Below are 20,002 nucleotides of genomic sequence, written 5' to 3'. Positions count from 1 at the left end.
CCTACTCCGCCGCCTGCCGCACGTGGCGTGCGGTCGGCGTGCGCATGGTGACGAGTTCCTCGGCGGCGGTCGGGTGCAGCGCGATGGTGGAGTCGAAATCAGCCTTGGTCGCCTTCATCTTGACCGCGATCGCGACCGCCTGGGTGATCTCGGCGGCAGCATCGCCGACGATGTGGCAGCCGAGCACGCGATCAGTCGCGCCGTCGACGACGAGCTTCATCAGCACGCGGGTATCGCGGCCCGACATCGTCGCCTTGATAGGGCGGAAATTCGTCTTGTAGATGTCGACGTGACTGAATTGCGCGCGCGCCTCGGTTTCCGTCAAACCGACCGTGCCGACCTCCGGCTGCGAGAACACGGCCGTCGGGATGTTGGCGTGATCGACCTGCACCTCGCGCTTGCCGAACACGGTGTCGGCGAAGGCATGGCCCTCGCGGATCGCGACCGGCGTCAGGTTGAAGCGATGGGTGACGTCGCCGATCGCGTAGATGCTGTCGACCGAGCTCTTCGAGAAATGGTCGACCGCGATGCCGCCGTTCTTCGGATTGATGGCGACGCCGGCCTTCTCCAGGCCGAGATTGGCCACCGCCGGATGGCGGCCGATCGCGAACATCACCTGGTCGGAGGCGAGGCTCGAGCCGTTCGACAGATGCGTGGTGAATTCCTCGCCGTGGCGATCGACCTTGGCCACCGTGCAGCCGGTGAGGATGGTGATGCCCTGCTTCTCCATCTCGCTGCGGACGTGGGCGCGGACATCCTCGTCGAAGCCGCGAAGGATGTTGTCGCCGCGATAGATCACAGTGACGTCGGAGCCGAAGCCGGCGAAGATGCCGGCGAATTCCAGCGCGATGTAGCCGCCGCCCTGGATCACGATCCGCTTCGGCAGCTTCTTCAGATGGAAGGCTTCGTTGGATGAGATCACGTGCTCGATGCCGGGAATCGAGGCGCCGTGGTTGGGCGCCCCGCCGGTGGCGATCAGGATGTATTTCGCCGTGATCTTGCGGTCGTTCTCGAGCAGACGGACGGTGTTCTTGTCCTCGATCACCGCGCGGCTCTTGACGATCTGCGCGCCCGATTTCTCGACATTGGCGGTGTAGGCCGCCTCCAGCCGCGCGATCTCCTTGTCCTTGTTGGCGATCAGCGTCGGCCAGTCGAAGCTGGCGGGCGGAACGGTCCAGCCGAAACCGGCGGCGTCCTCGAGCTCGTGGCGGAAGTGCGAGCCGATCACGAACAGCTTCTTCGGCACGCAGCCGCGGATCACGCAGGTGCCGCCCATGCGGTACTCTTCCGCGATCATCACGCGGGCGCCGTAACCTGCCGCGATACGGGCGGCACGCACGCCGCCCGAACCGCCACCGATGACAAAGAGGTCGACGTCGAATTCAGCCATTGTCCACTCCGACCTCTCCTAGAGCGTGATCCGGATCTCTGATCAGATAGTGTCTGTCAGATTTCCTTGCCACGCTTGCGCATCTCGGTGCGAAACACGCTCGCAACGGTTTCGGAGAAACTCTGCGCCCACGAGTTCATGACCGCCATGCTCTGTTCGATCGCGCGCGGCTCGGCGGCGATCAGCTTCTGCCCCAGCGGCGACTTGTAAAACGTCACGAGATCCTTGAGCTCCTGCTCGGTGAACTGGGCGGCATAGGCCTGCGCCATGCCGTCGCCGATCTCCTTCTCGCGGCCGGCCAGCTGCTGCGCCACGACCGGCGCCAGCTCGTTGAGCTCCTTCTGGTAGTTGAGGTTCTGTCCGATCAGCGTGCCCTTGACCTTCTCGACCATGCCGGGCACCGCCTTGGCGTACATCGCGGTGGCGTTCTTCAACGTCAGGATTTCCTTGGCCGACGCAATCGCCGCCGCTGAAGCCTTGGGGGCGGCCGCCTGCTGTGCCGCGGCCGTGCCAAAAGCCAATCCCAAGGCAAGGCCTGCCACGGGCAGCAACTTCAAGACGCTATTCATTCCTAGTCTCCTTTCGGCTTGCGCCGTTCAATCACGCGGATTCCCTCGCCGCCCGCCAGAACGGCCGAGCTGGCCAAGCCGATGAACAACCCATGCTCGACCACGCCGGGGATCGCGCTCAACGCCTTGGCGAGAGCGGGAGGATCCACGATACTTCCGAGTTGGGCATCGACGATCCAGTGGCCACCATCGGTGACGAAAACGTGGCCGTCTTTGGCCTTGCGGACCGCCATCTGCCCGGAAACGCCGCATTCGGCAAATGCCGTTTCGATCGCACGGCGCGTCGCGCCGAGCCCGAACGGGATGACCTCGACCGGCAGCGGAAACTTGCCGAGCGTCGGCACCCATTTGCTGTCGTCGGCAATCACGATCATGCGATCCGAGGCGGCCGCCACGATCTTCTCGCGCAGCAGCGCGCCGCCGCCGCCCTTGATCAAATTGAACTCCGGATCGATCTCGTCGGCGCCATCGACGGTCAGGTCGAGATGATCGATCTCGTCCAGCGTGGTCAGCTTCACGCCGCAGCGCTCCGCATCGAGGCGCGTCGTCTCAGAGGTCGGCACGCCGATCACCTTGAGCCCGGCCGCGACGCGCTCGCCGAGCAGCTCGACGAAATGTTTCGCGGTCGAGCCGGTGCCGAGCCCGAGCTGCATGCCGTCCCGCACCTCCTCGAGTGCGCGCGCCGCAGCCTGCCGCTTCAACTGGTCCATGTTCACGATGCGCCCGCCTCTGGATTGAGAGTGCCGCCGGTATAGCCGCTTGCGGCGGCCTATGTAGCCTCGTTTTTCGCCCCGGAACAGGCCTCCGGGACCATCTTATAAGGTGATCTTATGGCTCCGGCCCTTGCGCCGATCCGGCCGGCCCGATAGCGCTGGGACCATGACCTCCCCCCAAAAGACCTCCCCCTACACCCTCGTCTTCGATCTCGACGGCACGCTTGTGGACACGGCGCCCGACCTGATCACCGCGCTGAATTACGTGCTCGACCGCGAGGGACTGCCGCCGGTGCCGATGGCCTCGGCCCGCAACATGATCGGCGCCGGCGCCCGCAAGCTGATCGAGCGCGGGCTGGAGGCCGAGGGCCGCACCGTCACGACAGCTGACATGGACCGGATGACGGCGGATTTCATCACCTATTACGCCGACCATATCGCGGTCGAATCCCGCCCCTTCGACGGGCTCGAGGCCGCGCTTGACCATTTTGCGGCCCAGGGCCACCGGCTGGCGGTCTGCACCAACAAGCTGGAATGGCTGTCCAAGCGCCTTCTGGACCAGCTCGACCTGACCCGCCGCTTCGCGGCGATCTGTGGCGCGGACACGTTTGGCGTCCAGAAGCCGGACCCCACCATCTTCCGCGAGACGGTGTCCCGCGCTGGCGGAGAGGTCAAAGCCAGCATCATGGTCGGCGATGCCGGAACCGATGTCGGGGTCGCCCGCCGCGCCGGGGTGCCCGTGATTGGGGTCAGCTTCGGCTATACGGACGTGCCGATCGCCGAGCTGAAGCCGGACCGTCTGATCCATCACATGCGTGATCTGCCGGCCGCAGCCCACAGCTTGATGACGGCCTGATCCGTCGCAAACCACTGACTTGGCTAGGGTATCCTGCGGAACCCCGCGTTAACCATCTATTATCTATGCGCGGCGCGCCGGTTGCCTGCCCCAAACGACGCTCCTATGGTCCGGGCGGGGATGTGGCGGTTCGTCGCAGTAGAAGTGGATAGTCATGCGTCGTGTCATCGCGATTGCGTTAGCGGGAGCGAGCCTTGGGGGCTGCTCCTCAATGTCTTGGGACATGTTCAAATCGGCGCCGCCGACCGTCCAGGTCCGGCTCGAATCCAATCCCCCCGGTGCTGACGCCACGACCTCGCTCGGTCAGGGTTGCAAGACCCCCTGCTCCGTCTCGGTTCCCGCGCCCGACGCGCCGTTCACGGTTGCCTTCGCGCTGCCAAAATACCAGCCGGCGAGCGTGCCGGTGAACGTGATCAAGACTCCCGGCGATCTCGTCACATCCGCCTCGGTGACCACCGACCCGAATCCGGTGTTCGCGGAACTCCAGCCGGCTGTCCCGCCCAAGCCGGTGAGGAAACCGCACCGGCCGAAGAAGCCGAGGCCGGTCGCAGCCGCGCCTGCCGCGGCCCCCGCCGATGCTGCACCTGCTGCGGGCTCGGCGTTCCCCGATCCGAACGCGGGAAAGCGCTGATCCAGGCGCTGACTTACGTATACCACCCGATTGTCCTCTGCCTGCGCGATGCTTAGATTGCTTCCAGAGCACCGTTGAAGCAAAGGTGCGCCCGTCGCCGTAAGTGACAAGGCATTTGGTATGAACGGACCTTCCGCGAGCCCCCGCTCCGCGCTGTCGAGCGCGATGACCGATCCGTTCGGGCGGACCATCTCGTATTTGCGCGTGTCCGTCACCGACCGCTGCGATTTGCGCTGCTTCTACTGCATGTCGGAAGACATGACGTTCCTGCCCAAGGCGGACCTGCTGACGCTGGAAGAGCTCGACCGGCTCTGCTCGGCCTTCATCGCCAAGGGCGTGAAGAAGCTGCGCCTCACCGGCGGCGAGCCCTTGGTCCGCCGCAACGTGATGACGCTGGTGCGCTCGCTGTCGCGGCATCTGTCCAGCGGCGCGCTCAACGAGCTGACGCTGACCACCAATGGCACCCAGCTTGCGAAGCATGCCAGCGAACTCGCCGATTGCGGCGTCCGCCGCATCAACGTCTCGCTCGACACGCTCGATCCCAGGAAGTTTCGCGAGATCACCCGCTGGGGCGAGATCGACAAGGTGCTGGAGGGCATCGAAGCCGCGCGCGCCGCGGGGCTTTACGTGAAGATCAACGCGGTGGCGCTCAAAAACCTCAACGAGGACGAGCTGCCTTCGCTGATGCGCTGGGCCCACGGCAAGGGCATGGGCCTGACGCTGATCGAGGTGATGCCGATGGGCGAAATCGGCTCAGGCCGCATCGACCAGTATCTGCCGCTGTCGCTGGTGCGCGCGCGCCTCGCCCAGCAATTCACGTTGACGGACCTGGCCGAGAGCACCGGCGGCCCGGCGCGCTATGTCAGCGTCGCCGAGACCGGCGGCAAGCTCGGCTTCATCACGCCGATGACCCATAATTTCTGTGAATCCTGCAACCGGGTGCGCATCACCTGCACGGGGACGCTGCACACCTGCCTCGGCCACGAGGATGCCTCCGATTTGCGCAAACCTCTGCGTGCGTCGGACGACGACATGCTGCTTGCGGATGCAATCGACCGCGCTATCGGGCTGAAACCCAAGGGCCACGATTTCATCATCGACCGCCGCCACGACCGCCCCAGCGTCTCCAGGCATATGAGCGTCACGGGCGGCTAGGATTCAGGCGCGCTGCGGCCTTATTCCCCTTAACTATCAACAAACTTCCGATTGACTGGCGGCACGCTCGCTGGTTTGGTGCGCCTGCCTCATGCCTGCGCGGCGAGACAAGCCACGCGCCCAGATCGGCGCAGTCAAGACGGCCGGGGCACAATCGGGGGAGGACCTATCGTTGCAAGCGCTCCTTAAGCTGAGCAGCAGGATTGACGCGTTCACGCGCTGGACGGGCAAACGCCTGGCGTGGCTGATCGTGGCCGCCGTCATCATCTCGGCGGTCAATGCGATCGTCCGCAAGACCTTCGACACGTCCTCCAATTCGTGGCTCGAGCTGCAATGGGTGCTGTTCAGCATCGTGTTCCTGCTGTGCGCGCCCTGGACACTGCTCGACAACGAGCACATCCGCATCGACATCGTGAACAACGCGCTGCCGAAGACGGTCCGCAACGTGATCGACGTGATCGGTCACCTGTTCTTCCTCATTCCGCTGTGCATCGTCATGATCGTCACCGGCGTGCCGTTCTTCCAGCGCTCGTTCCACATCAACGAGCAATCCGGCAATGCCGGCGGCCTGCCGCAATGGCCCGCCAAGGCGCTCATCATGATCGGGTTCGCTTTGCTGCTCGTTCAAGGCATCTCCGAACTGATCAAGCGGATTGCGGTGACGCGCGGCTTGATGCCGGATCCCCATGAATCGCAAGTGTCGGCGCTGGAGGCGGAAGTCGAGCACCTCGTCGAAGCGATCGAGAAGAAGTAGCCGTTGGCGACGGTTTAGGGGAAATCATGACCGCGTTTATCATCGCCAATATGGCGCCCATCATGTTCGCGTCGCTGGTCGTCGTGCTGCTGCTCGGCTATCCCGCGGCATTCTCGCTCGGCGCCGTCGGCCTGTTCTATGCCATCATCGGCGTCCAGCTCGGCCAATTCCACCCGGACTTCCTCCAGGCTCTTCCGGAGCGCGTCTACGGCGTGATGAACAACGACACGCTGCTCGCCATTCCCTTCTTCACCTTCATGGGGCTGGTGCTGGAGCGGTCGGGCATGGCCGAGGATCTGCTCGACACCATCGGGCAGCTGTTCGGTACCATCCGCGGCGGGCTCGCCTATGCCGTGATCTTCGTCGGCGCGCTGCTGGCCGCGACGACGGGCGTGGTCGCAGCGTCCGTGATCTCGATGGGGCTGATTTCGCTGCCCATCATGTTGCGCTATGGCTACGACCGCCGCGTGGCAGCCGGCGTCATCGCCGCGTCCGGTACGCTCGCGCAGATCATTCCGCCCTCGCTCGTTCTGATCGTGATGGCCGACCAGCTCGGCAAGTCCGTCGGCGACATGTACGAGGGTGCCTTCATCCCGGGCCTCGTGCTCGCCGGCCTCTACGCCTCCTACGCCTTCCTCGTCAGCATGATCTTCCCGAAGGCCACGCCGGGCCTGCCGAAGGAAGCCATCGGCTTCCGCGAGGAAAATGGCGATCGGGGCCTCGTCTCGCTCGGTGTGCTGTTCCTCGCGAGCTGCGCGTTCGGCTGGCTCATGATGCGCAATTCGACCGTGCATGGCGCCGATTACGTCGTGCTCAGCATGTTCTGCGGCATCATCTTCGCCTTCGCCGTCGCGGTGCTGAACTGGGTCATCGCCAAGCTCACCGGCTTCCGTTTCCTCTCGAAGATGGCGCAGCAGACCACCTTCGTCATGGTGCCGCCGCTGTTTCTGATCTTCCTGGTGCTGGGCACGATCTTCATCGGCATTGCGACCCCGACCGAAGGCGGCGCGATGGGCGCCGCCGGCGCCCTCATCCTCGGCGCCGCGAAGCGGCGGCTGAGCTGGGACCTGATCCGGCAGGCCACGGAATCGACTGCCAAGCTGTCGGCCTTCGTCGTGTTCATCCTGGTCGGCGCCCGCGTGTTCTCGCTCACCTTCTACGGCGTCAACGGGCACGTCTGGGTCGAGCACCTGCTCACCTCCCTGCCCGGCGGCCAGGTTGGCTTCCTGATCTTCGTCAACGTGTTCGTTTTCGTGCTGGCCTTCTTCCTCGACTTCTTCGAGCTGGCCTTCATCGTGATCCCGCTGCTCGGACCTGCCGCCGAGCACCTCGGCATCGACCTGATCTGGTTCGGCGTCATTCTCGGCGTCAACATGCAGACCTCGTTCATGCATCCGCCGTTCGGCTTCGCGTTGTTCTATCTCCGATCAGTCGCGCCGAAGGAGCGATACACCGATCGCGTCACCGGAAAGCGGATGGATCCCGTCACCACGGGCCAGATCTATTGGGGTGCGGTGCCATTCGTCGTGATCCAGATGATCATGGTCGGGCTCGTGATCGCGTTCCCGTCGATGGTCATGCACTACAAGGGCGTGCAGTCGAACATCGACCCGAGCACCATCAAGATCGAGGTGCCGCAGATCGAGCTGCCGCCGCTCGATTTCGGTCCGCCGCAGAAGTAGCGAGGACGACACCCGCCGTCGTGCTCCGCGCAAGCGGCGCATGACGCGCGACGGCGCGCGTGACAAGCACGGGAAACGCGGGCATACCGGGCTGTCCTCAGCCCATGGATGGCCGCTCATGCCCCGATTGCACCCTGCTTCATCGCTCATTGGCCGGTTGATCGCCTCACTCTGGCTGGCATGTGCCGCCACCGTCGCGCAGGCCGAGCCTGTCGCCGATTTGCACGCGCTGGCACAAAAGGAGCAGCAGCCGCTACTCGACACGCTGCGCGATCTCGTGAACATCGAATCCGGCAGCAAGGACGTCGACGGCCTGAACCGGATCGCCGAGCGTGTGGCCGGCCAGCTCAAGCAGCTCGGCGGTGCGGTAGAGATCCTGCAACCCACCGACATCTATCGCCTCGACGACACGCCCGAAAAGATCGGGCCGGCCGTGCACGCCGTCTTCAAGGGCGGTGGCAGCAGCAAGATCATGCTGATCGCCCACATGGACACGGTGTACCTGAAGGGCATGCTGAAGGACCAGCCGTTCCGCATCGACGGCGACAAGGCCTACGGCCTCGGCATCGCCGACGACAAGCAGGGCGTCGCACTCATTCTCCACACCGTGGCGGTGCTGCAGAAGCTGGGCTTCAAGGATTACGGCACGCTCACCGTGCTCACCAATGGCGACGAGGAAATCTCCTCGCCGGGCTGGCGCAGCACCATCACCAAATTCGCCGCGGATCAGGACGTCGTGTTCTCGTTCGAGGGCGGCGGCACCGACGGCACGCTGCGCCTCGCCACCAGCGGCATCGGCTCGGCCTATCTCATGGTGCATGGCAAGTCGTCGCATGCGGGCGCCCGGCCCGAGGGCGGCATCAATGCGCTGTACGAGCTGTCGCACCAAGTGCTTCAGATGAAGGACCTGTCCAAGCCCGAGCAGGGCCTGAAGCTGAACTGGACCGTTTCCAAGGCCGGCACCAACCGCAACGTGATCCCAGCCGAAGCCACGGCCCAGGCCGATGCGCGTGCGCTCAAGGTGTCCGATTTCGACGAGTTGGAGAAGACGCTTCAGGACAAGATCAAGAATCGCCTGCTGCCCGACTCCAAGGTCGACCTGAAGTTCGAGGTGCGTCGCCCGCCGCTGGAGGCCAACGAGGCCTCGCGCCGCGTCGCCGCCTACGGCAAGACGATCTACGGGGAGATCGGACTGTCCCTCAAGGTCGACGAGAAGGCGACCGGCGGCGGCACCGACGCCGCGTTCGCCGCGCTCAAGACCAGCGGCGCCGTGGTCGAAGGCATGGGCCTGTCCGGCTTCGGCGCGCACTCCAACGATGCCGAGTATGTGAAGCTCGACAGCATCGTGCCGCGTCTTTACCTCGCCACACGCATGATCATGGATCTGTCGACCGGCAAGCTGAAATAGCGGCGGCTCGCTGTTTCAAACGGCCTGCTCCGCCAATCTGAACCGCAGTAGGAATTCCGCGCCGCCACCCGGAAGATTTTCCACCGCGACCGTTGCCGCGTGATCGTCCGCGACGGCGCGCACGATCGAGAGTCCGAGGCCCGCGCCGTCGCTGCGCTGGCGGTCGGCGCGCCAGAAGCGCTGGAAGATCAGCTCGCGCTCGGCATCCGCGATGCCGGGCCCGCAATCGCGCACGCGCACCGCGCCGTCTTCGCTCACCTCGACATCCACCGATGTCTCCTTCGCGGTGAACTTGATGGCGTTTTCCGCGAGGTTGAAGATCGCCCGCTGGAGCATCACGGCATTGCCGTGGATCAGCACCGGCGTGTCGGTGCCCTTCAGCGCGATGTCCTTGTGCTGCGTGATCGCGAACGGCGCGATCGCGCCGACCACCTCGGCGCAGACGGCGCGCAGATCCGCGGTCTCACCGGGATCGATCACCAACGTGTCGAGCTCGGCGATCTCCAGCAACTGGACGACGATGCGGCTCATGGCTTCGATGTCGTCATGCAGCGCCTGCTTTGCCGCGTCATCGCCGAGCGTCTCGATCCGGGTACGCAGGATCGTGAGCGGCGTGCGCAATTGATGCGCGGCATCCGCTGTGAACTGCCGCTGCACCCGAAAGCCGTCCTCGAGGCGGTCGAGCGCCTGGTTGACGGCGGTGACGAGCGGCATGATCTCGCGCGGGATCTGTTCGGTCGGCAGGCGGATGTGCGTGCGTGCCGGGCCGATATTGCTTGCCTCTTCGGACGCCTTCCATAGCGGCGCGATGGCGCGGCGGAAGATGATGATGTCGGCGGCGAGCAGGACCAGCAGGATCGGGATGGTGATCCACCCCACCCGCCGGAAGAAGTTCGAAATGATGTCGTCGATGATGACGTCGCGGTGCGCGAGATCCTCGGCCACGCGGATGCGCACGGTCTTGCCGTCGATGACGCGGGTGACGCCCGCACCGGAAATCGTCTCCGACAGCGGCGGCGCCTGGACCGCCGCGCCGGTCTTGCGGCGGGACGAAAACAGCAAACGGCCGTCGGCATCGCGAATATCATACAGATACCGGCCGTAGGCTTCCGAGTAGAGACCACGAAGACTGTCCGGCAGATTGAACGTCAACAGCCCGTCCGGCTGCGCGACGATGCGCTCGGCCAGCACCTCGGCCTGCGCGCGCATGGCGTCGCGGTGCAGCTGGTCGACTTCCGAATTGAGCAGCCAGAACAGCACCAGCGGCAGGAAGATCGCGACCACCGCGACCGCCACGATGTGCATGAACACGATGCGCCAGATCAGCGATTTGAACGTCGGCGATCTCGCGTAGATCCCGGCCGCAGCCACGCTATTTCTCCTCGGCCATGAGATAGCCGACGCCGCGGATGGTGTGGATCACGACCTTGGCGCCGTGCTCGGTGAGCTGCTTGCGCAGCCGCGAGACATAGACCTCGACCGCGTTGGAGGCGACCTCGCATTCGAGCCCGAAGATGTGGTCCTCGACGTTCTTCTTCGGCACCACCCGCCCCTGCCGCCGCAGCAGGATTTCCAGCACGGACGTCTCTCGCGCGGAAATGATCCGCGGCTGGTCGTCGACGAAGATCTGGCGGCTTTCGGTGTCGTAGACGAGGTTGGCGAGCCGCAGCGAGCGGCCGAGCAACTGGCCCGGCCGGCGCAGGATCGCCTCCAGCCGCGCCACCAGCTCCTCCATCGCGAACGGTTTTGCCAGATAGTCGTCGGCGCCGCTGCGCAGCCCGCTGACGCGGTCCTGCAAGCCGCCGCGCGCGGTCAGCACCAGGACCGGCAGCGGCTCCATCTGCCGCCGCAACTCGCGCAGCACCGACAGGCCATCGCCATCGGGCAGGCCGAGGTCGAGGATCATCGCAGCATAATTGACACTGCTGACCGCCTCGCGTGCCTCGGCTGCGCTGCCGACGATGTCGCTCTCATAGCCGGCCGCCGCCAGCCCGCCGGCAACGAGCCGCGACAGCTCGGCATTGTCCTCGACGATCAGAAGGCGCATTGCATGTCCGCGGGCTACTCAAATCACGCACGGCTCGCGCCGCATCTTCGCTCTTTTCCAGCATTCGGACCGCCTCGGCCAGCAAAAAAGCGTCGGCCGAACCAGTCGCCTGTCAGGTTCTTGTAAGGCAACAGATGCGCCCGCCAAAGGCGGGGTTGTAGCAGCTAGCTAGCCTCGTGCCTCGAAATAGGCGCAAAGCATGGTCGTGTCCTTTGGAGCTATGGATTTCCGGAACAGCCGGCACTTGAAGTGACGATCCTTCCCCTCTCCGCTCTCGATCAGGAACATGCATCGGCCGCAGACGTCGGCGTTGTGACGGCGCCTGGCAACATCGAGCCCATCGAGGACGCGGCGAAGCGTATCGCGCAGCTGAGATCGATCGGGGAGCTCAAGCGCCACGAGCTGATCCCGCAGCGTATTGATCGGGTCGCGCTCGAGGAACCTCTCGCCTTCACCCGTGATGCAGAGCGCAATCGAACGCTTGTCCTCTGCTGATGGCTTGCGAACCATCAACCCCTTGCTCTCGAGCACGGCGGCGATCTGCGATGCGACGCCGCGAGTCGTCCCCAGAAAGCTGGCGAGCGCTGTCGGCGTCCGCGAAAACCTGTTTGCGCGGGCGAGAAAGCGCAAGGCCATCCACTCCCGATCGCTCAGTCCCGCAAGGCTCCCTTCAAAAAGCCAGCTGTCGGCCGATTGCACCAGGAGTCGTAGAATTTCAATTGCCAGTCTCATTTCAGAAGTCCCACGGGAAACGGTCGCCCTGACATCGCGATCAACGATCAGGAGCCGCCGTGTTCGGTGAATGCTGCATTCCCGTCGGGACTGGTTGAGTCCGGTATACCGTACCGTGAAGCGTGACCGGCGTGATGACACGCCGCGGCTTCAGCCCGATTGCCGGATTCCGATAACCTGACCGTTCCGAAAAAGGAACACCGAAGAACTACGCATCACGTGAGCGTTGAAGTGACAGCAAGCCTCGCGCGCTGGAACGACATCGATGGCCGCTGCAGTCGCACCGCTGACGCGCGGGCGAGAAGCCAGGAGCACGCTTGTCAGGTTCGTGTAAGCCGTGGCCACTCATCGACCGGGACGGACTCAACAACATGAAAATCCCGATGCAGCTTTGGGCATCGGCACTGAGTGGAGAAGACAGGACCGGCGGCGAAGTCACAGCCGACTATGCTTCAGCGATTGCTCGCGAGTTGCCGATCAAGCCCGACTATCATCTGGTGGGGGACGCTGGCCATTTGTCTTCCGTGCGCCCTGCTCGCCGGAATTGGCGCTGAAACGTCCCAACCTCTGCGTCGACAGATCCGGGTTCGACCGGATCGCCTTTCGCGACGAGTTCAGCGCCGCCGCACTGGCCTTCTTTCGAGAGCATCTGGCAAGAACCGATCAGCGCTGAATGATCGCGTCGGGTCCTCCCTATAAATTGCCCGGCGAGCTATGCGACGCAGATGCCTGGTACCGCGACCTTCTGGAACAGGTGCGGAGCAGCGACGGCGGACGAAGGATAGGCCGAGATCTTCGATCTGAACTCAGGGTGCGTGAACGCAGCCCGGAAGTGGGCGGTCGATTCCCAGACGGCGTAGTTCAGATAGGTCGGGCTCTCGCCGATCGCGCGGTGAAGCTGGGTGTCGATGAAGCCCGGCTGCCGCTTCATGAAGGCAGCATCGTCTTGCCAGACCTGGAGAAAGCTTTGCTCGTCGGCCTTGTCGAGCGTGAACACATTCACCAGCACGACGGGACTGGTCTCGATGCCGAGCTGACGTTCGATCGGAAAAGCGGGATCCAGTGGACGGAGATGCGACATGAATGCCTCATTTGTTTGGTTGCATGATGTCAATGTGGTACGATCGCTAAGTAAATCTTTGACACCATGATGTCAAGATAGATTTATGGTGACATATGCTGAAATCGCAACGAACGCCGGCGGGCGATGCCCTGACCAATCTCATGCTCGACCTCTTCAGGCTGAACAGCCAGCTTTTGACCGCAGGTGACCGCTTGGTGGCCCGGCTCGGGCTCACGAGCGCCCGCTGGCAGATCCTCGGCGCCATCGTGCACGCAGAGCGCCCGCAACCGGTCGCATGGCTCGCCCGCGATCTCGGCGCGAACCGCCAGAACGTGCAGCGGATCGTCAACGACCTTCATGCGGAAGGGCTCGTGGCGTTCGAGGCCAACCCGCACCACCGCCGCGCTCAACTCGTCGTCCTGACCGACAAGGGAAAGCGCACCTTCGGCGCCGCCATGAATTTGCAGGCGCCATGGGTCAACGGCCTCGCGGAAGGCCTCGCAGTCAAGGACCTGCAAACCGTTCACCGCGTGGTCACGGCGCTTCGGAACAAGCTGGAGAGCAATGACGAAGCTGACGAGGAGGTGTAGCGGCGGGATGGCGGTCGATGTGCTCGCTGAACTCGTAGGTTGGCTTTCGCGGCGCTCCACCCATCCTGCGGTCTGCCCGCCTTTTGATCTCCCCCTCAACCTCGTGCAAGCGCTGCGCAGCAGCCAATAATCCGCGCCTGTCGCACGCTAAGGCTGCTCATCGGGACACCATCGCGCGATAAGGTGCGAGCCACCGGCCGCTCCAGCAAACAGGAATGCCACGGCGAGGATGCTCGTGAACAAGGAGATCAGACCGCGCTCGTGGGCGTTCATCGCCGCGCTGCCGAATGTCAGCCAGCATCCCGTCGCAACAAAGTTCGACACCGCTTGCACGACCGCGCACCGCGTCACCGGCGTGTAGTTCAGGAACCTCCAAAGCAGCGGCCCGCCCGCGATGGCGAGCGTAAAGATCCATGCAAGGATCAGCGTTGGGATATGAAAAAGGCCGACCAAACTGGTGGACAAGGCAAGCACCCTGAAGCGTCCAGAGTTTGACGCTCCCAGCCGGAATGAGGTTCAAGAGCATCCATTTCAAGAGCATCCCATGGCGGTCAAACAAACTCAGCGATAAAATGCCGATTGCGGAAACTGGAAACGAACCCATGGCCTTCTGGACAGCGAGCGCCGTCGGATTGGTGATCGCCTATTTTCTCGGTTCTATCCCCACGGGCTATCTGGCGGGACAGCTCCTGAAAGGCATCGATATCCGCGAGCATGGCTCCAAATCCACGGGGGCGACGAATGTCTTGCGGACTCTGGGAAAATGGCCTGCGCTGGTTGTGCTCATCGCCGATGTGCTGAAAGGCGTGGCGGCCATCATCATAGCCCGCTCGTTCTGTCCCTGGCTCGCTGCAGCGTTTTCCTCAACGCCGCCGACAGCGTCCGACCTGCAAACGTGGGTGCCCTGGGCCGTTGGCCTGGCCGGAATTGCCGCACTGCTCGGACACAGCCGGTCAATCTGGCTGAACTTTACAGGCGGCAAGTCCGCGGCGACCGGGCTGGGGGTGTTGCTGGCGCTGTCGTGGCCGGTGGGACTGGGTGCTGCAACGACCTTCGGCATCGTGCTGGCGATGACCCGGGTTGTTTCCCTCAGCTCGATCCTCGCGGCGTTGACGGCCATCGTTCTCGTCTGCGCTTTCGAGCACCCCTTGCCCTACCGATTGCTGGTGATCGCAGGCGGCCTCTACGTGATCGTGCGCCATCGCGCCAACATCGGGCGGCTGTTGGCGGGAACGGAGCCGCGCCTGGGTCGAACTGCTCCGGATACGAAGGCGGAAGCGCAGGTCTAGCGCGTGCATTTTTTCGGGATTGGAAAATGAGCGAACCGCCACAGATCATTGCCACCGTCGAAGACGCCTGCTCATTCATCTCCGGTTGGTTCGGCTGGAAGAATGATTTTGCAGGGTCCGAGATCACTCTCGCTTTCGCCGTGCCGCCGGCCATCCGGACCACCAATCGCCGCCTGGGTCGTCTGTGGCTGGAGCGCGGGAACATCAATATCTTCGAAAGTCAGGACACCCTGATATCCCCACATCGGTACGAAGCTCGGCCCGATGGGGTGGTGCCGATCATCAAGGAAAATCAATATGCATGGGCGTGTGGGTTCAAGCCGGAAACGGGCGCACAATTGTGGGTCACTGGCGATTGGCCCGACGATCAGCCCGGCTCACGCGCTTGGAGGCCAACGCAGGACGTGGTCGATACTGCAATCATCTTCGTCGTGCTCGCGAATGCAATATGGGCTTCTGCCGATTGCCAGATGGATGAAGAGGAAAAACCGACGGAACTTGGCCAACTTCTATGGAAGTTTGCGCCGTGGGCAGGATTTTCCGGTTTCTGGACAGACGGCGATCGCACCGTGATGCGCATGCAGGGATCAGGCTGGGGCGTCACTGCGCATCGGTGATCAGATAACTCGTAGGATGGGTAGAGCGCAGCGAAACCCATCGCGCGGCCAGTCTCAGGCAACAATGGCAATGGCGCGCTTGATCACCCGGAGTGAGAAGGATGGGTTTCGCTGCGCTCTACCCATCCTACGCTGGCCCTAACCTGACTTTGTACGATTCTCCTGAAACGCAGCTCTGAGCTCAGCCAATTGGTCGCTTGTTGCTCCCTGCTCAGCATCCGCCCGATCCGTCGGCAAATCCATGTAAGCGATCGGCTGATCGAACTGGCTCGCCGTGAAGTCGTACCGCCGCCCCTCGATCCGATTGTAGAAATGATCGCCGGCCGGCAGCGGCGTCTTCAGCAAGTCGCCGCCAAAGAATTCATGAATGAGCAGCGCAGTGACGTTGCATTGCCCTGCCGCCGGATTGTCCGCCGTCCATAGGCTGGCCGTGGCCAACGACCAGGCCTTGCGCAGCACGGTCTGAACCTCATCTGGATTGAAGCTCATCGGGCCCTCGGGTTCGGCGACCGAAATTCGGATTAGGCAATGATAGGCTTATGTCGCTGTTTCGCCCGACGCGTCAAGTAACTTCGGTAATTCCGCAGATGCTCGCGCCATTCCGGCAAGTCATTGATAACGCTGTCCCCGTCTACTGTGCATGGGGTTGTTTTTCAGTTTTTTTGTTGGAGACGCTTCTGAACGTACCAACAAGAACGCCCCGAAGCCTTCGCTTCGGGGCGTTGCAGGCGACAAGTGAGGCGATCAGCTCTGCGAGCGCCGCGCCATGAAGATGTCGTAGCCGACCTCGGCGACCTGGAACCAGGCGTAGCCGTCGCTGGTGAACTTGGCGAGGGAGTCGTGCACCTTCTTGAAGTTGGCGTTGGTGGCGCCGACTTCGGCGTGCAGCTCCTTGGCGGCCTTGTAGCAGGCATCCATGATCGGCGGCGAGAAGGCATGCAGCTTGGTGCCGCCCGCGAGCAGCTTCTTCAGCGCCAGCGGATTGGCCGTGTCGTAGCGCGCCATCATGTAGTTGTTGGCGTAGTGGCCGGCCTGCTCCAGCACGCTCTGGTAATATTTCGGCAGCGCATTCCATTTGTCGAGATTGACGAAGGCGAGCAGCATCGGCCCGCCTTCCCACCAGCCGGGATAGTAGTAATGCGGCGCGATCTTGTAGAAGCCGAGCTTCTCGTCGTCATAGGGACCGACCCATTCGGCGGCGTCGATGGTGCCCTTCTCCAGCGCAGGATAGATGTCGCCGCCGGCGAGCTGCTGCGGCACCACGCCGAGCTTCTGGAGCACGCGGCCGGTGAAGCCGCCGATGCGGAATTTCATGCCCTTGAGATCCTCGGGCGTGTTGACCTCTTTCCTGAACCAGCCGCCCATCTGGCAGCCGGTATTGCCGGCGAGCAGCGAGACGACGTTGTAGCCCTTGTAGAACTCGTTTAGCACTTCGCGCCCGCCGCCCTGCATGTACCAGGCCTGGTTGATGCGCATGTTGGGACCGAACGGCACGGCCGAGCCGAAAGTGAAGGTCGGGTCCTTGCCGAAATAATAGTACGACGCGGTGTGGCCGATCTCGCAGGTGCCGTTCTGCACGGCGTCGAGCACCTGGAGGCCCGGCACGATCTCGCCGGCCGCAAAGATCTGGATCTGGAATTTGTTGTCGGTCGCTTCCGCGACCATCTTGCACATCATCTCGGCGCCGCCAAAGAGCGTGTCGAGCGATTTCGGCCAGCTCGTCGGCATGCGCCATTTGATTTCCGGCATCGACTGCGCGATCGCGGGAGCCGCGAGCGTGGCGGCGCCGGCCGCGCCAAGTCCTGTGACCTTGATGAAGTCTCTTCTCTTCATGATTTCCTGCCCTGATGGATCGTGATTGTGGGCCTTCTTGCCGAGGCTTGCGGACAGCATGACGCAACGGCGGACCGAATGCCATCGTGATCGCACTGCGGCAAAGAAAAAGCCCGGCCTCACGAGGAGGCCGGGCTTTCCGGTCTTGCGACTTTGGACTTGAAGATCAGCCGCGGGTGCGCGAGCGGATCATGAAGCTGTCGTAGGTGTATTCGGCGACCTGCCACCACAGATATTCGTCGGAGCGGTAGGCCTGCATGGCGTCGATCGACTTCTTGAAGTCGGCGTTCTTGGCCGAGACCTCGCCCCACAGCTCGTTGGTCGCCTTGAGGCAGGCCTCGAGCACCTCGTTGGTGAAGGGACGAAGCTGCGTGCCGCCGGCGACCAGGCGCTTCAGCGCCGCCGGGTTCTGCATGTCGTAGCGCGCGGCCATCCAGCTGTTGGCGTTGGCCATCGCGTTGGTGAGAATCGCCTGATAGTTCTTCGGCAGCGTATTCCACTTTTCGAGATTGGCGAAGGCATGGACGGTCGGACCGCCTTCCCAGAAGCCCGGGTAATAGTAGTACTTGGCGACCTTGGCGAAGCCGAGCTTCTCGTCATCGTAGGGACCGACCCATTCGGCCGCGTCGATGGTGCCCTTTTCCAGCGCCGGATAGATGTCGCCGCCGGCGAGCTGCTGCGGCACCACGCCGACCTTCTGGAGCACCTGGCCGGCAATGCCGCCGATGCGCATCTTGAGGCCGGACAGATCGGCAACGGTCTTGATCTCCTTGCGGAACCAGCCGCCCATCTGGGTGCCGGTGTTGCCGCAGGGGAAGCCGATCACGTTCGACTTCTTGAAGAACTCGTTGGCGAGCTCGTTGCCGCCGCCCTGATAGAGCCACGAATTCTGCTGGCGCGCATTGAGGCCGAACGGGACCGAGGCGAAGATCGCGAAGGTCGGATCCTTGCCGACATAATAGTACGAGACGGTGTGGCACATCTCGACCGTGCCGTTCGTGGTCGCATCGAGCGCCTGGAGGCCGGGAACGAGCTCGCCGGCGGCGAACACCTGGATCTGGAATTTGTTGTCGGTCATCTCGGCGACGTACTTCGCCACCTGCTCGGCGCCACCATAGATGGTATCGAGCGACTTCGGGAAGCTCGAAGTCAGGCGCCACTTGATCTCGGGCGAGGACTGCGCGATCGCCGGCGAGGCCACCGCGGCGGTCGCCGCCGCGCCTGCTGCCGACACTTTCAGGAAATCACGACGCTTCATCTTCAGGTCTCTCCTTGTTGGGGCGTTTCCCCTAACTTCCTCTTTGCTGCCGCTCATTCCGGCGACGCGTTTGGGCCGCGTCGAACCGAAGGGGCTTGACTGCCGTGGGCCTTTAACACGGACGGCCGGCTTTCGGAACGCGACAATGGCATGACGGGGCTCTACGAAAGTCGCATGCCCCCAAGGGATTGGCCGGGAGGGATTGCCCCTGCCCGGCTCAGGCCGCGGTGACGACGCCCTTGAGCTGGTCCCTGACCTGTCCCGCAATGGCGCGATAGATCGCCGCATGGGGACCGTCCGGCTCGCTGTCGACCACGGGGCTACCGGCATCCGACGAAGCGCGAATCGCCATGTGCAGGGGAATCTCGCCCAGGAACGGCACGGCGAGCTTCTCGGCCTCGTGGCGCGCGCCGCCATGACCGAAAATGTCCGATTTCGTGCCGCAATGGGGGCACTGGAAATAGCTCATGTTCTCGACGATGCCGAGCACGGGCACGTTGACCTTCTTGAACATGGCAAGCCCGCGCCGCGCGTCGATCAGGGACAGGTCCTGCGGGGTCGAGACGATCACGGCGCCCTTCAGCGGCACGTTCTGCGCCAGCGTGAGCTGGGCATCGCCGGTGCCCGGCGGCATGTCGACGACGAGCACGTCGAGTTGACCCCATGCGACGTCACGCAGCATCTGCGTCACCGCCGACATCACCATGGGACCGCGCCAGATCATCGCGGTCTCTTCCTCGACGAGGAAGCCGATCGACATGATGGCAAGGCCGAAGCGCCTGAGCGGAATCATCTTGCGCTCGCCATCGAGCTCCGGCTTGTCGTGCAAGCCCGTCAGCCGCGGCACCGAGGGGCCGTAGATGTCGGCATCGAGCAGCCCGACGTTGAGGCCGAGGTCGCGCAAGCCCAGCGCCAGGTTGAGCGCGGTGGTCGATTTGCCGACGCCCCCCTTGCCGGAGGCCACCGCGATCACGGCGGCGACGCCCGGAATCTCGGACTGTCGCGACATCGGCGACGCGCCGCCCTGAGGCGGCTTGTGGGCGTGGACCGGCTGCACGCCGGGCGTGCCGCGGCTCGGCTGCGGGGGTGGCGGCGGCGCGGCGCCGGCCTTGCGCTCGGCGGTCAGCGCCACCATCACGGTGGTGACGCCGGGAATGGCGCGCACGGCGGCCTCAGCCTCGGCCCGGACGGATTCCCAGGCCCGCGCTTCGGCGGCATCGACGTTGATCGAGAAGAACACCTTGCCGTCGGCCGCGCTGATCGCGCTCAGCACATTAGCATTGGTGAGCGCAACCCCGCGGGGCGACTTGATCCGGGCGAGGCTGTCAAGAACCTGTTGCTGCGTCACGCTCAAAGCGCATCTCCCAAACGGGGCATGATCCACCAGATCATGCCCAAGGCTTCAGGATGCCCCA

21 protein-coding genes are annotated in these 20,002 nt (G+C 63.7%); 9 read left to right on the top strand and 12 right to left on the bottom strand.

What is annotated here, in order from left to right:
• Position 1 precedes the first annotated feature (1 nt).
• Genes gor through rpiA form a run of 3 tightly spaced genes read right to left on the bottom strand, consistent with a single transcriptional unit; the run spans position 2 to position 2,675 of the window.
• Positions 2 to 1,390, bottom strand: a complete 1,389-nt coding sequence (gene gor / locus I3J27_RS14830) for a glutathione-disulfide reductase (RefSeq protein ID WP_270170447.1) — start codon at positions 1,388 to 1,390, stop codon at positions 2 to 4.
• A gap of 56 nt (positions 1,391 to 1,446) precedes the next feature.
• On the bottom strand, positions 1,447 to 1,959 hold the full coding sequence (locus I3J27_RS14825; RefSeq protein WP_270170445.1) for a DUF2059 domain-containing protein: 513 nt from the start codon (positions 1,957 to 1,959) through the stop codon (positions 1,447 to 1,449).
• Positions 1,960 to 1,961: 2 nt separating this feature from the next.
• On the bottom strand, positions 1,962 to 2,675 hold the full coding sequence (gene rpiA / locus I3J27_RS14820) for a ribose-5-phosphate isomerase RpiA (RefSeq protein WP_270170443.1): 714 nt from the start codon (positions 2,673 to 2,675) through the stop codon (positions 1,962 to 1,964).
• Between the two features lie 163 nt (positions 2,676 to 2,838).
• Between rpiA and I3J27_RS14815 the strand changes: the two genes are divergently transcribed.
• From I3J27_RS14815 to I3J27_RS14790, 6 genes are all read left to right on the top strand, one after another.
• Positions 2,839 to 3,528: an HAD-IA family hydrolase gene (locus I3J27_RS14815; protein WP_270170441.1), complete on the top strand. Its 690-nt coding sequence runs from the start codon at positions 2,839 to 2,841 to the stop codon at positions 3,526 to 3,528.
• A gap of 154 nt (positions 3,529 to 3,682) precedes the next feature.
• On the top strand, positions 3,683 to 4,159 hold the full coding sequence (locus I3J27_RS14810) for a hypothetical protein (RefSeq protein WP_270170439.1): 477 nt from the start codon (positions 3,683 to 3,685) through the stop codon (positions 4,157 to 4,159).
• 120 nt (positions 4,160 to 4,279) lie between these two features.
• Complete coding sequence (moaA, locus tag I3J27_RS14805; protein ID WP_270170437.1) at positions 4,280 to 5,314, top strand: GTP 3',8-cyclase MoaA; 1,035 nt, start codon at positions 4,280 to 4,282, stop codon at positions 5,312 to 5,314.
• A gap of 172 nt (positions 5,315 to 5,486) precedes the next feature.
• On the top strand, positions 5,487 to 6,068 hold the full coding sequence (locus I3J27_RS14800; protein ID WP_270170435.1) for a TRAP transporter small permease subunit: 582 nt from the start codon (positions 5,487 to 5,489) through the stop codon (positions 6,066 to 6,068).
• Positions 6,069 to 6,094: 26 nt separating this feature from the next.
• Entirely contained in the window at positions 6,095 to 7,750 is a 1,656-nt protein-coding gene (locus tag I3J27_RS14795) for a TRAP transporter large permease (RefSeq protein ID WP_270170434.1), read from the top strand.
• A 118-nt stretch (positions 7,751 to 7,868) separates the two neighbouring features.
• The gene (locus tag I3J27_RS14790) at positions 7,869 to 9,158 is read left to right on the top strand and encodes a M20/M25/M40 family metallo-hydrolase (RefSeq protein ID WP_270170432.1); all 1,290 of its coding nucleotides are present in this window, start codon (positions 7,869 to 7,871) and stop codon (positions 9,156 to 9,158) included.
• 15 nt (positions 9,159 to 9,173) lie between these two features.
• Here the strand turns inward: I3J27_RS14790 and I3J27_RS14785 are convergent, their stop codons facing one another.
• The 4 genes from I3J27_RS14785 to I3J27_RS14770 form a co-directional block, all read right to left on the bottom strand.
• Entirely contained in the window at positions 9,174 to 10,463 is a 1,290-nt protein-coding gene (locus tag I3J27_RS14785; protein ID WP_370691980.1) for a sensor histidine kinase, read from the bottom strand.
• A 67-nt stretch (positions 10,464 to 10,530) separates the two neighbouring features.
• Positions 10,531 to 11,205, bottom strand: coding sequence for a response regulator transcription factor (locus tag I3J27_RS14780; RefSeq protein WP_270170428.1), 675 nt, complete (start codon positions 11,203 to 11,205; stop codon positions 10,531 to 10,533).
• A 168-nt stretch (positions 11,206 to 11,373) separates the two neighbouring features.
• Positions 11,374 to 11,937, bottom strand: a complete 564-nt coding sequence (locus tag I3J27_RS14775) for a MarR family winged helix-turn-helix transcriptional regulator (protein ID WP_270170426.1) — start codon at positions 11,935 to 11,937, stop codon at positions 11,374 to 11,376.
• Between the two features lie 712 nt (positions 11,938 to 12,649).
• Positions 12,650 to 13,018, bottom strand: coding sequence for an antibiotic biosynthesis monooxygenase family protein (locus I3J27_RS14770; protein WP_270170424.1), 369 nt, complete (start codon positions 13,016 to 13,018; stop codon positions 12,650 to 12,652).
• 95 nt (positions 13,019 to 13,113) lie between these two features.
• Here I3J27_RS14770 and I3J27_RS14765 point away from each other — a divergent pair, with 95 nt between their 5' ends.
• A complete protein-coding gene (locus I3J27_RS14765; RefSeq protein ID WP_270170422.1) occupies positions 13,114 to 13,590 on the top strand; it encodes a MarR family winged helix-turn-helix transcriptional regulator in 477 nt (158 codons plus the stop codon).
• Positions 13,591 to 13,737: 147 nt separating this feature from the next.
• Here the strand turns inward: I3J27_RS14765 and I3J27_RS14760 are convergent, their stop codons facing one another.
• Positions 13,738 to 14,064, bottom strand: coding sequence for a hypothetical protein (locus tag I3J27_RS14760; RefSeq protein WP_270170420.1), 327 nt, complete (start codon positions 14,062 to 14,064; stop codon positions 13,738 to 13,740).
• Positions 14,065 to 14,192: 128 nt separating this feature from the next.
• Here I3J27_RS14760 and plsY point away from each other — a divergent pair, with 128 nt between their 5' ends.
• A complete protein-coding gene (plsY, locus tag I3J27_RS14755) occupies positions 14,193 to 14,879 on the top strand; it encodes a glycerol-3-phosphate 1-O-acyltransferase PlsY (RefSeq protein ID WP_270170418.1) in 687 nt (228 codons plus the stop codon).
• Between the two features lie 26 nt (positions 14,880 to 14,905).
• The gene (locus I3J27_RS14750; protein ID WP_270170416.1) at positions 14,906 to 15,496 is read left to right on the top strand and encodes a hypothetical protein; all 591 of its coding nucleotides are present in this window, start codon (positions 14,906 to 14,908) and stop codon (positions 15,494 to 15,496) included.
• 138 nt (positions 15,497 to 15,634) lie between these two features.
• On the opposite strand, the gene I3J27_RS14745 is transcribed toward I3J27_RS14750, so the two are convergent.
• The 4 genes from I3J27_RS14745 to I3J27_RS14730 form a co-directional block, all read right to left on the bottom strand.
• Positions 15,635 to 15,985: a YunG family protein gene (locus I3J27_RS14745; RefSeq protein ID WP_270170414.1), complete on the bottom strand. Its 351-nt coding sequence runs from the start codon at positions 15,983 to 15,985 to the stop codon at positions 15,635 to 15,637.
• Positions 15,986 to 16,240: 255 nt separating this feature from the next.
• Positions 16,241 to 17,329 (bottom strand): TRAP transporter substrate-binding protein, encoded by a 1,089-nt coding sequence (locus I3J27_RS14740; RefSeq protein WP_270170412.1) that lies wholly within the window; start codon positions 17,327 to 17,329, stop codon positions 16,241 to 16,243.
• 166 nt (positions 17,330 to 17,495) lie between these two features.
• Positions 17,496 to 18,587: a TRAP transporter substrate-binding protein gene (locus tag I3J27_RS14735; RefSeq protein ID WP_270170410.1), complete on the bottom strand. Its 1,092-nt coding sequence runs from the start codon at positions 18,585 to 18,587 to the stop codon at positions 17,496 to 17,498.
• A 217-nt stretch (positions 18,588 to 18,804) separates the two neighbouring features.
• A complete protein-coding gene (locus I3J27_RS14730; RefSeq protein WP_270170408.1) occupies positions 18,805 to 19,941 on the bottom strand; it encodes an Mrp/NBP35 family ATP-binding protein in 1,137 nt (378 codons plus the stop codon).
• Between the last annotated feature and the right edge of the window lie 61 nt (positions 19,942 to 20,002).

Source organism: Bradyrhizobium xenonodulans (assembly GCF_027594865.1).
GTDB classification, from domain to species: Bacteria; Pseudomonadota; Alphaproteobacteria; order Rhizobiales; family Xanthobacteraceae; genus Bradyrhizobium; species Bradyrhizobium xenonodulans.
This window is presented reverse-complemented; position numbering and strand designations above follow the sequence as displayed.